The sequence below is a fragment of the Poseidonocella sedimentorum genome, assembly GCF_900116005.1.
GTDB lineage: Bacteria > Pseudomonadota > Alphaproteobacteria > Rhodobacterales > Rhodobacteraceae > Poseidonocella > Poseidonocella sedimentorum.
This window is the reverse complement of sequence record NZ_FOYI01000021.1, coordinates 1-11665: the sequence shown is the minus strand read 5'-3', so window position 1 is coordinate 11665 and position 11665 is coordinate 1. Positions and strand designations below refer to the sequence as shown.

7 protein-coding genes and 1 pseudogene are annotated in these 11665 nt (G+C 64.9%); 7 read left to right on the top strand and 1 reads right to left on the bottom strand.

Going from position 1 to position 11665, the window contains the following annotated elements; all coding sequences use genetic code 11:
* From sucC to ppc, 4 genes are all read left to right on the top strand, one after another.
* Entirely contained in the window at positions 1–1194 is a 1194-nt protein-coding gene (sucC, locus tag BM353_RS16410; protein ID WP_092077475.1) for an ADP-forming succinate--CoA ligase subunit beta, read from the top strand.
* Positions 1195–1373: 179 nt separating this feature from the next.
* On the top strand, positions 1374–2255 hold the full coding sequence (sucD, locus tag BM353_RS16405) for a succinate--CoA ligase subunit alpha (protein WP_092077473.1): 882 nt from the start codon (positions 1374–1376) through the stop codon (positions 2253–2255).
* A gap of 181 nt (positions 2256–2436) precedes the next feature.
* Positions 2437–3477 carry an LLM class flavin-dependent oxidoreductase gene (locus tag BM353_RS16400; RefSeq protein WP_092082812.1) on the top strand — a complete coding sequence of 347 codons (1041 nt, stop codon included), beginning with the start codon at positions 2437–2439 and terminating at the stop codon, positions 3475–3477.
* Positions 3478–3691: 214 nt separating this feature from the next.
* Positions 3692–6412: a phosphoenolpyruvate carboxylase gene (gene ppc, locus BM353_RS16395; protein WP_092082810.1), complete on the top strand. Its 2721-nt coding sequence runs from the start codon at positions 3692–3694 to the stop codon at positions 6410–6412.
* A 6-nt stretch (positions 6413–6418) separates the two neighbouring features.
* Here ppc and dusA read toward each other — a convergent pair whose 3' ends face one another.
* Positions 6419–7381 (bottom strand): tRNA dihydrouridine(20/20a) synthase DusA, encoded by a 963-nt coding sequence (dusA, locus tag BM353_RS16390; RefSeq protein ID WP_245759689.1) that lies wholly within the window; start codon positions 7379–7381, stop codon positions 6419–6421.
* A 152-nt stretch (positions 7382–7533) separates the two neighbouring features.
* On the opposite strand from dusA, the gene BM353_RS16385 reads away from it, so the two are divergent.
* The 3 genes and pseudogenes from BM353_RS16385 (at position 7534) to BM353_RS16375 (ending at position 11253) form a co-directional block, all read left to right on the top strand.
* A complete protein-coding gene (locus tag BM353_RS16385) occupies positions 7534–8622 on the top strand; it encodes a site-specific integrase (protein WP_092082806.1) in 1089 nt (362 codons plus the stop codon).
* Between the two features lie 89 nt (positions 8623–8711).
* Positions 8712–9902 carry a DUF932 domain-containing protein gene (locus BM353_RS16380; protein WP_092082805.1) on the top strand — a complete coding sequence of 397 codons (1191 nt, stop codon included), beginning with the start codon at positions 8712–8714 and terminating at the stop codon, positions 9900–9902.
* A gap of 220 nt (positions 9903–10122) precedes the next feature.
* A pseudogene (locus BM353_RS16375) lies at positions 10123–11253 on the top strand (IS3 family transposase).
* The last annotated feature ends 412 nt before the right edge of the window (positions 11254–11665 follow it).

The window sequence follows — 11665 nt, the reverse complement described above, 5'->3', positions numbered from 1 at the left end:
ATGAACATACACGAGTATCAGGCGAAGGGATTGTTGCGGGCGTATGGGGCGCCTGTATCGGATGGGCGTGCGGTATTGCGGGCGGAAGAGGCGAAGACGGCGGCGGGTGAGCTGGATGGTCCGATCTGGGTCGTGAAGGCGCAGATTCATGCCGGCGGGCGCGGCAAGGGCACGTTCAAGGAGGCCGACGCGGGCGAGAAGGGTGGCGTTCGGATCACCAAATCGGTCGAGGAAGCCGCTTCCGAGGCCAAGAAGATGCTCGGGCGCACGCTCGTGACCCACCAGACCGGCCCCGCGGGCAAGCAGGTGGGTCGGATCTATATCGAGGACGGCGCGGGGATTTCCACCGAGATGTACCTCGCGCTGCTGGTCGATCGCCAGACCAGCCGCGTGTCCTTCGTCTGCTCGACCGAGGGCGGCATGGACATCGAGGAAGTGGCCGCCGAGACCCCGGAGAAGATCCTGAGCTTCTCGGTCGATCCGGCGACGGGCTACCAGCCGTTCCACGGCCGCCGCATCGCCTTCATGCTGGGCCTCGAGGGCAAGCAGGTGAAGCAATGCGTGGCGCTGATGGGCACGCTCTACAAGATGTTCCTCGAGAAGGACATGGAGATGCTGGAGATCAACCCGCTGATCGTCGATGACGCGGGCGATCTGAAGTGTCTCGATGCCAAGATGGGCTTTGACGGCAACGCCGTGTACCGCCACTCCGACATCGCCGAGCTGCGCGACACCTCCGAGGAGGATCCCAAGGAGCTGGCGGCCTCGCAGTATGACCTGAACTACATCGCGCTCGACGGCGAGATCGGCTGCATGGTCAACGGCGCAGGGCTAGCGATGGCGACGATGGACATCATCAAGCTCTACGGCGCGGAGCCGGCGAACTTCCTCGACGTGGGCGGCGGCGCGACCAAGGAGAAGGTCACCGAGGCGTTCAAGATCATCACGTCGGACCCCAACGTCAAAGGCATCCTCGTGAACATCTTCGGCGGAATCATGCGCTGCGATGTGATTGCCGAGGGCGTCGTGGCGGCGGTCAAGGAGGTCGGCCTGCAGGTCCCGCTGGTGGTGCGTCTCGAAGGCACCAACGTCGAGAAGGGCAAGGAGATCATCAACACCTCCGGCCTCGACGTCATCGCCGCCGACGACCTCAAGGACGGCGCGGAGAAGATTGTCAAAGCCGTGAAAGGCTGATCGGAATGCATTCGATGCCGACACATCGCCACCGGGCGCAGAGGGCTGCGCCGACCCGCGGGAAGGCGCAGATGCGCCGCCCCGGGGGGGCGGGTCGGCGCAGCCCGGCGGTCCCCGCCGGGCAGAACTTCAACTCCGGGCGCGCGTAAGACGCCACACAGATATCAGGAGCCAATCACATGGCCGTCCTCATCGACGAAAACACCAAAGTCATCTGCCAGGGTCTGACCGGCAGCCAAGGCACATTCCACTCCGAACAGGCCATCGCCTATGGCACCAAGATGGTCGGCGGCGTGACCCCCGGCAAAGGCGGGCAGGAGCATCTCGGCCTGCCGGTCTTCAACTCGGTCCACGAGGCCAAGCACGTGACCGAGGCCAACGCCACGGTGATCTACGTCCCGCCCCCCTTCGCCGCCGACTCGATCCTCGAGGCGATCGACGCCGAGATGGAGGTGATCGTGGCGATCACCGAAGGCATCCCGGTGCTCGACATGATGCGCGTCAAGCGCGCGCTGGAGACGTCGAAGTCGATCCTCATCGGCCCCAACTGCCCCGGTGTCATCACGCCGGACGCCTGCAAGATCGGCATCATGCCCGGCCACATCCACAAGCGCGGCTCGGTCGGCGTCGTCTCGCGCTCCGGCACGCTGACCTACGAGGCGGTCAAGCAGACGACGGACGTCGGCCTCGGCCAGAGCACCTGCGTCGGCATCGGCGGCGATCCGATCAAGGGCACCGAACACATCGACACGCTGGAATGGTTCCTCGCCGATGACGAAACCACCTCGATCATCATGATCGGCGAGATCGGCGGCTCGGCGGAAGAAGAAGCCGCCCAGTTCCTCGCCGACGAGAAAAAGCGCGGCCGCTGGAAGCCGACCGCCGGCTTCATCGCCGGCCGCACCGCCCCTCCGGGCCGCCGCATGGGCCACGCCGGCGCCATCGTCGCCGGCGGCAAGGGCGGCGCTGAAGACAAGATCGAAGCCATGCAAGCCGCCGGAATCGTCGTCGCCGAAAGCCCCGCTGGCCTCGGCGAAGCCGTCCTCAAGGCCATCGGGTAAAGCCGCCCTCGAGCTTCTCTCCGGGCTCGGCGCATCTCGCGCCGGGCCTAACGCACTTCCGGGCCCACTCCCTTGAAGCGCCCACTCCTTCTTCTCTTCCCAAATACTCCCGCCGGAGGCTCCCGGGTCGCCCCACCATCGCGCCCTTGTCACGGCGCAGAGGCGCCCCCATCTGCCCTCCATGACACTCCCCCTCTCCCTCCTCGATCTCGCCAGCGTCCCCCAGGGCGGAACGCTCTCCCAAACCTTCCGCGACAGCATCGCCCTCGCCCGGGCTGCTGAAGCCGCCGGCTATGCCCGGGTCTGGTACGCCGAGCACCACAACATCGCCTCCGTGGCGAGCTCGGCCACGGCCGTCCTCATGGCCCAGGTCGCGGCCCACACCTCAAAGATCCGCATCGGCGCGGGCGGGGTCATGCTGCCCAATCACAGCCCGCTCGTGATCGCCGAACAATTCGGCACGCTCGAAACCCTCCACCCCGGCCGGATCGACCTCGGGCTCGGCCGCGCGCCAGGCGGAGATGCGGCGGTGATCCGGGCCCTGCGGCGCGACCCGCGCGCCTCCGACCGTTTCGCGGGCGATGTCGAAGAGCTGCTCTCCCTGCTGGCCGCGCCGGATCCGGCCCGCCCCCTGCCCGTCCGCGCGATCCCCGGCGAGGGCACCGAGGTCCCCGTCTGGATCCTCGGCTCCAGCCTTTTCGGCGCCGAGCTCGCGGCGAAGCTGGGGCTGCCCTTCGCCTTCGCCTCGCATTTCGCGCCCGCCGCGCTGATGCAGGCCGCCGAGATCTACCGCACGCAATTCCGCCCCTCGGCCCACCTCGACCAGCCGTACTTCATGATGTCCTGCAACGTGATCGCCGCCGAGACCGAAGCCGAAGCCCAGCTTCAGGCAACCACGCTGCTGCAGACCTTCACCGGGCTGCTCACCAACCGGCTTGAGCGCACCCCGCCGCCGCGAGCCGATTTCGAAGTGCCGCCGGCGATCCGTCATCACCTCGACGCGATGCTGCAATGCACCGCCATCGGCACGGCCGAGCAGGTCGCCGCGACACTTTCGGAGTATCGCCGTGTGCTGCGCCCGGACGAGCTTATGCTGTCGATGCCGTTCCATGATCCCGCCGCGCGGATCACCTCGGCGCGGCTCACCGTCGAGGCCCGCGATCTGATCACCGCCGACGGTTCAAGCGCCGACGGGCCAAGCGCTGGCCGCGCCACCGCCTGAGCCAGCCGACCCCGGCCCAGCACCTGCTCGGGCCCGGGCGCGGGCGTGTCAATTCGCGCGCGCGCGAGCAACTCCGCCGCGGCGCAGTGCACGGGACGTTTGCAGGTGCAGAAAGTTTCTGATGCGCCCCCCGCCTGTTAGCGCTAAACTGCCTTGTGAAACACCCGCGTCCCCGTGACACTGCCGCGAGAGACGCCCCCACGAGGAGGACCGCATGCCCGACACCATTTTCAGCGCACCGCGCATCGACGAGGACATGGCAGACGAGGGCATCCGCTTTCTCGGACGGCATCTGGGCAACGTGCTGCTCAATCAGGAGGGCGGCGGCGCGTTCGATACGGTCGAGCGCATCCGCAAGGCCTCGATCCGGTTTCACGACAGCGGCTCGGAGGCCGATTACACGGCACTGCAGGAGATCGTCTCGGCCCTGCCGATCGACGAGATGCTGCAATCGCTGCGCGCGTTTTCCTACTACCTCCACTTGCTCAACCTCGCCGAGGATGAGGCCCAGCTTCAGGGGCAGCGCGCCACCGGCAGCCGCGACATGCTGGAGGGGATGCTCAATGCCGCGCGCGAGGCGTTTGGAGATCAGGGGCTGCGCGCGCTGATCGACCGGCTCATGGTGAGCCCGGTCCTGACCGCGCACCCCACCGAGATCCGCCGCCAGAGCACGATGCGCGCCGAGTTTGCCATCGCCCGGCGGCTTGACGACTGGTCCCGTGCCGAAACCGGCAGCCATGCCGAGCGCGAGGCCTCGGACGACATCCTGCGCGAGATCGAGATCCTGTGGCAGACCGCCCTCCTGCGCCGCTCCAAGCTCTCGGTCCGGGACGAGATCCGCAACGGGTTGAACTACTACGACCACACTTTTATGGAAGTGGTCCCCGAAATCCACGGCACGGTGGAGCGCTATCTGGAGGATGACGCGCTGCGCGGGTTCCTGCGGATCGGGAGCTGGATCGGCGGCGACCGCGACGGCAACCCGTTCGTCGATGCCGACGTGCTGCGCGATACCTTCCGGCTACAGGCCGATTTCGCGCTGCGCCACTATCTCGAAGAGCTGCACCAGCTCGGCGCCGAGTTGTCGATGTCCACCCGCGTGGTCGGGGTCAGCGATGCGCTCGAAGTGCTGGCCAAGGCCTCGGCCGATGGCTCGGCCCACCGCGAGGACGAGCCCTATCGCCGGATCATCATCCATCTCTATGCCCGCATTTCCGCGACCCTGCGCGATGTGGTGCCCGGCGCCGCCCTGCCCCGCGATGCGGCTCCCGCCGCGCCTTATGAGGGCCCCGAAGCGTTTCTGGCCGATCTTGACCTGATCGACGCGTCCTTGCGCGCGAACCAGGCCCCGGCCACGGCCGGCGGGCGCCTGTTGTCACTGCGCCGCAAGGTGCGCAGTTTCGGCTTCCATCTGGCGACGGTGGACCTGCGCCAGAATTCGGCGGTGCATGAAGCAACGATCGCGGAATTGCTCTCGGCGGTCGATCCGTCGATGGACTACCTCTCGCTCGACGAGGGCGGGCGCTGCGCAGTTCTTCTGGGCGAGCTGGCCTCGGCGCGAATGCTTCTGCGGCCCTATCACAGCTACTCCGAGGCCACCGAGAAGGAACTCTCGATCTTCCGCATGGCGCGCGACATCCGCGCGCGGTTCGGGCCCAAGGCGATTGCGCTGTCGATCATCTCAAACTGCACGTCGATCTCCGACATGCTGGAGCTGCTGGTGCTTCTGAAAGAGACCGGACTGTCGGTCGATGGCGGCGGCGGCGTGCAGGTTGTGCCGCTCTTCGAGACCATCGAGGATTTGCAGAACGGCCCCGAGATCATGCGCCGCTTCCTGACCATGCCGGCCTACCGCGAGGTGCTCGCGCGGCAGGGCAATGTGCAGGAGGTCATGCTCGGCTATTCGGACAGCAACAAGGACGGCGGCTTCGTCACCTCGAACTGGGAGCTCTACAAGGCGGAGCGTAATTTCGTCAGCGTGTTCAAAGACCTGGGCATCGGAATGCGGCTCTTTCACGGGCGCGGCGGATCGGTCGGCCGGGGCGGCGGGCATGTGCGCGACGCGATCCTGAGCCAGCCCGCTGGCGCGGTCGACGGGCAGATCCGCCTGACCGAACAGGGCGAGGTCATCTCCTCGCGCTACGCCCACCGCGAGATCGGGCGCGCCCACCTCGAGACCATCGTTTCGGCCACGCTGGAAGCCTCGATGGGCGCCGGCGGCGAGGTCGCGGTTCCCGAGGCCTGGGAGGCCGTGGTCGACCGCCTTTCGGGCACGGCCTTCGACGCCTACCGCGATCTGGTCTTCGGCACGGAAGGCTTCGAGGAATTCTTCTGGTCCTCGACCATCATCACCGAGATTGCCGCGCTCAACATCGGCTCCCGCCCCGCCTCGCGCGCCAAGACCCGGGCGATTACCTCGCTGCGCGCGATCCCGTGGGTGTTTTCCTGGGCGCAATGCCGGATCATGCTTCCCGGCTGGTACGGGTTCGGCACGGCGGTGAGCGATTACCTTGAGGCGGAGGGCGACGAGGGGCTCGCGACGCTGCGCGCCTGTTTCGCCGACTGGCCGTTCTTCCGCACGCTGGTCAAGAAGGTCGAGACGATCATCGGCAAGAGCGACATGTCCATCGCCGCCCGCTATGCGGAACTGGTGGAGGACGCGGAGCTGCGCGAGCGGATCTTCACGCGTATCACCGAGGAATGGCAGCGCGCCCATGACTGCGTCGAGGTGATCACCGAGCGCAAGCTGGGTGCCGCCGCCGAAACCACCGCGCGCCCCGAGCACCGCCGTCGCACCCCCTACCTCGACCCGCTCAACCACATGCAGGTCGCGATGCTGCGCAAGGTCCGGGCCGGCGATACCAGCGAAAAGACCCAACGCGCCCTGCTCCTGTCGATCAACGGCGTCGCCTCGGGGCTCCGCAACACCGGCTGACGCGGTTCAGGCCGCCGCGCTGGCGGCCTCCGCCCGCCGGGCGAGCGCCTCGTCGATGATCTCGGGGCCCGCCTCAGAGAGGTGGGCGGCATCGGAGAGATGGCGCCGCCAGTGGCGTGCGCCCGGTTTCCCGGCGAAGAGGCCGAGCATATGGCGCGTGACCTGATGCACGCGCCCCCCAGCCGCCACATGGCGCGCGATATAGTCTTTCATCTGGATCGCCACGGACACCGGATCGGCATCGCTCTCGGGGCCCTGGCCGAAAATGCGCCTGTCCGCCTCGGCCAGAATCGCCGCAGGATTATGATACGCCGCACGGCCGATCATCACCCCGTCGAGCCCATCCCGCAAGAAGCCCTCGGCGGCCTCCAGACTGTCGATGCCACCATTGACCGACAGATGCAGCGCAGGAAACCGCTCCTTCATCCGGCGCACGAGATCATAGTCGAGCGGCGGGATATCGCGGTTTTCCTTAGGGCTCAGCCCCTTGAGCCAGGCCTTGCGCGCATGCACCGTGACCCGACCCACGCCCGCATCCATGATCCGCTCAAGGAAGTCCGGAAGGATCACCTCCGGCTCCTGATCATCGACGCCGATGCGGCATTTCACCGTGATCTCAGCACGGACCGCCGCCTCCATCGCCGCCACACAGCGCGCCACCAACGGCGCGTCGGTCATCAAAACCGCGCCGAACGTGCCCGACTGAACCCGGTCCGACGGACAGCCGACGTTAAGGTTGATTTCCTCATACCCCGCTTCCGCCCCAAGCCGCGCCGCCTCCGCCAACTCGCCTGGATCCGATCCGCCCAACTGCAACGCCACGGGCTGCTCCGCCGCATCATGATCGAGCAAATGCACCGCGCCCCCCCGCACCAACGCCGGCGCAGTCACCATCTCCGTATACAACAACACCTCGCGCGACAGCAGCCGATGGAAATAGCGGCAGTGCCGATCGGTCCAATCCATCATAGGGGCTGTAGACAATCTAGCGTGTTGATTTATTTGCATTTTTTGTGTATCTTCAAACTGTTGGCGGCGGATGCTGCTACGCTGGAATACGCCCCAATATCCCCGAATTTGCCCCTCTACGACGACTCATTGCACACACAGCGCACACGAAAATGGCCTCCATCACCAAGCTCCCCTCCGGTGCCTACCGGGTCCAGATCAGACGAAAGGGCCGCTATGCGAGCGAGACGTTCCTCCGCCGCGACGACGCCCATCGTTGGGCCCGCCAGGCGGAGACCCGGGTCGATCAGGGGCTGGCGCCGAACAAGTCGTCCGTTTCCCGCCTCCAGACCTTTGGCGACCTCATCGACCTTCATATAACCGATATGTGCGAGATAGGGAAACCGCCGCGTCGCAGCAAGGCCGCCACGCTCACGACGCTCAAGCGCGATCTCGGCAAGGAGAAGATCGGGCACCTCGACCGGCAAAAGCTTATCGACTACGGCAAGATGCGTGCGGAGCAAGGTGCGGGCCCGGTGACGCTCGGGATCGACATCGGCGTGATCAAAATGATCATCACCCATGCGGCGGCTGTGCACGGCCTCGACATCTCTCCGGAACCCGTCGATCTGGCGCGCGTCGCGCTCAAGCGCCTCGGTCTGATCGGCAAGGGCACAGAGCGGGATCGTCGCCCCACCACGGACGAGTTGAACCGCCTCTTTCGCTGCTTCGATGATAACGATCGCCTGACCCTGCCGATGACACGGATCGTGAAGTTCGCGGTGGCCACAGCCATGCGGCTCGACGAGATCTGCCGCGTCGAATGGACCGATCTCGACGTCGACCGCCGGATGCTCCTGATCCGCGACAGGAAGGACCCGCGCAACAAGACCGGGAACGACCAGCGAATCCCACTCTTCGCCGCCACGGGGTTCGATGCCTGGGCGTTGGTCACCGAACAGGCCAAGGAACTCGGGCACGCAAGAGGCCGGATCTTTCCCTATAACTCAAGATCGGTCGGAACGGCCTTCCGGCGCGCCTGCGTCGAGGTCAGCGTGAAGGACCTGCATTTCCACGATCTGCGCCATGAAGGCACAAGCCGCCTGTTCGAGGCCGGCTTCGCCATCGAGCAAGTCTCGCTGGTCACCGGCCACAAGGATTGGAAAATGCTGCGCCGGTACACGCATATCCGCCCGGAAACGCTGCACCGGCTCGCCGCGTCGCGCGCCCCTTCCCCGCTTGAGACCCGCGCAGCCGAGTGACCGGAGAGTCAGAGGGGTGCCGTCCCGGCCCGTGACGGGTTTGGAGGTCGAGAGAGAGGCTTTCGGCCGCCCGTCGCGGGAGAAAACCCATGAATACCGAAATTATCGATGCCGGGCGTGATATCAGCGGCGGCTACAAGGTGGATGTGTCGCGCGGCGAGAACGTGGACCGCGTGTCGTCGGAGTGGTTCTCGCGGCCGGATGACGAGCGGTATCTGTCGCTCGACGATCTCTTCGGCTCGGTCAAGGGTCGGGCGGAGCGGAGCCGGACGCGCACGGTGGAGAGTGCGTCGATCCGGGTCGAGGCGCATCGCGACAACCCGGAGAAGCTTGGGCTGGTCCTACCCGGCGCGGATGAGCCCATCGCGCCGACGCATTGGTCCTTCGGCCAGCTCTCGAGCCTCGTCGGGGCACCGGCGGCCTATCTGCGGCAGCTGCCCGCGCCGCTGGCGGGGATCAACCTCCAGTACGGGCTGACAAACCACCGAGCCGAGCAGATCAAAACGATGGAAGTCGCAGATGGCCGCACGGAACTGCGTGCCGTGACCGGCCCCGACTACGGCCGCATCTACGACCACGAACTAGTCTCCGCCGTGCAGCGGATCGCGGGCAATGGCATTGGCGACACGCGCTGGAAGGTCCCCGGCGTGCTCGACTGGTCGACCGGCATCTACAATCCGCGCGTGGACGTGACGAAGGAAACGACGACGCTCTACGCATCGGACCGCGACGTGTTCCTGTTCCTCGTCGATGACATGAACCCCATCGAGGCGGGGCTGTTGCCCGATGGCTCGCCCGACCTTTATTTCCGTGGGTTCTACTGCTGGAATTCCGAGGTGGGCGCCAAGACGCTCGGCATCGCCAGCTTCTACCTGCGGGCGGTCTGCCAGAACCGCAACCTGTGGGGCGTCGAGGACTTCCAGGAGATCACCATCCGGCATTCGAAATACGCCGCCTCCCGCTTCGCGAACGAGGCTGCCCCGGCGCTGAGCCGCTTCGCCGAGTCCTCGCCCGCGCCGTTCATCGACGGAATCCGTGCGGCACGGGAGAAGATCGTCGCGCGGTCGGAGGAGGACCGTCAGGATTTTCTGCGCAAACGCGGGTTCTCGAAGGCGGAGACAAGCCGGATTGTCGAGACGGTGCTGGCCGAGGAAGGCCGGCCGCCTGAGAGCGTCTTCGACTTCGTGCAGGGAATCACCGCAATTGCCCGGTCGAAGCCACAGCAGAACGCGCGGTTGGTGATGGAGGGCAAAGCGAAGGTGTTGTTGGAGAAAGTATGATTGCGTTAAATATGTATGTTTTTTTATGCTTTATAGAGATAATCTTAAGCACTGCATGAACATTTCGTGGGGCGTCAGAGCCCCTCGATCGTGAACTCGGGTGCACCTTGCCAAACCAGCTTCCAGCTCGCGCCAGGGCGGACATTCTGGATGATTGACCTGCTCCCCAGAAAAGTCCGGGGTTTGAAGTTAGACTGTTCTCTCAACGAGGAGACAGACGATGCGGAAAAGCCGTTTCAGCGAAGAGCAGATCATTGGCATCCTGAAGGAGCTCCAAGCCGGGATAGGCGCCAAGGAGCATTGCCGGAAGCATGGCATCAGCGACGGCACGTTCTACAAATGGCGCTCGAAACGAGCCTTTGTCCGCCATCGGTCCGAGGACAATGGCGAGTGCGGCATGGAGGTGTCGGAGGCCAAACGGCTGAAGGCGCTTGAAGCCGAGAACGCTAAGCTGAAGAAGATGCTGGCGGAACACATGCTCGATGTGGCCACGCTGAAGGAGATGCTGGGAAAAAAAACTTCTGAAGCCCGGTGCAAGGCGACGAGCTGTGGACTGGGCGATGACAGAGAAGAACTACAACCAGCGGCGGGCCTGCACCTTGGCCGGGATCGATCCGCGTGTGTATCGGCGTGGATCGATCCCGGCCTGCCGACGCCGAGTTGCGGGAGAGGCTGAAGGCGCTTTCCAGCGAACGGCGTCGCTTTGGCTATCGGCGACTGCACCTGCTTCTTGGCCGTGAAGGCTGGAAGGTGAACTGGAAGAAGATTTACCGGATTTACCGCGAAGAAGGTCTGGCAGTGCGTAAGCGTGGTGGTCGCAAGCGAGCGATTGGAACGCGCGCGCCCATGGCGATCCCACAGGGGCCGAACCAACGATGGTCCTTGGACTTCGTCTCGGACAGCCTGTCAGATGGGCGCCGGTTCCGTGTCCTGTGCGTCATTGATGACTTTAGCAGGGAATGCCTGGCCTGTGTGGTCGACACCTCGCTGCCTGGGCAGCGCGTAGGACGGGAACTCGATAACATCTCCCTGCATGGTGGCCAGCGACAACGGGACGGAGCTGACCTCGAATGCCATCTTGAAATGGCAGGAGGACCGCAAGGTCGAATGGCATTACATCGCGCCAGGAAAGCCGATGCAGAACGGCTTCGTCGAGAGCTTCAATGGGCGCCTGCGGGACGAGTGTCTAAACGAGCACCTGTTTGCCAACCTGCGCCATGCCAGAGAACTGATCTCGGCTTGGCGCAACGACTACAATCACCACCGCCCCCACACGAGCCTCGACGGGCTCACCCCGTGGGAGTATCACCAACGGTCGGTAAAGGACCAAACCCTGAACAGAGCGAACTAAAAACCGCGGACTCCAAGGGGAGCAGGTCACGATTGAGCTATCCTTTGATGACGCGATTGAGCTTTTTGACTTGGGGAATGGTACACTTGTAGAACTTGTCGAGCTCGGAGGATTGCTCGAGATCCCTGTGGATACTTATCATTCTGGGAAACTAAGAAGGTCCATCCAAATATCGGACATACTCGACGGCTTCTCCATCAGTACGGAAGAACCCAACTTGTCAGAAGGTGAAGAACAACGTCTGCAGCTCTTTGAAGCTTCGAAGGCTTCTCAGTGAGCCTTTACTTTCAAGTGCAGCACAGGGTAATTCAGCCTGATTGGATGATGTCCCACGGCGTGGTGTAGCTCGTGACGGGCCTCGTGCTCACCGGCGGGCCGAGCTTGTCAGTCGCGCTGCGCTGCAGGCAGGCTG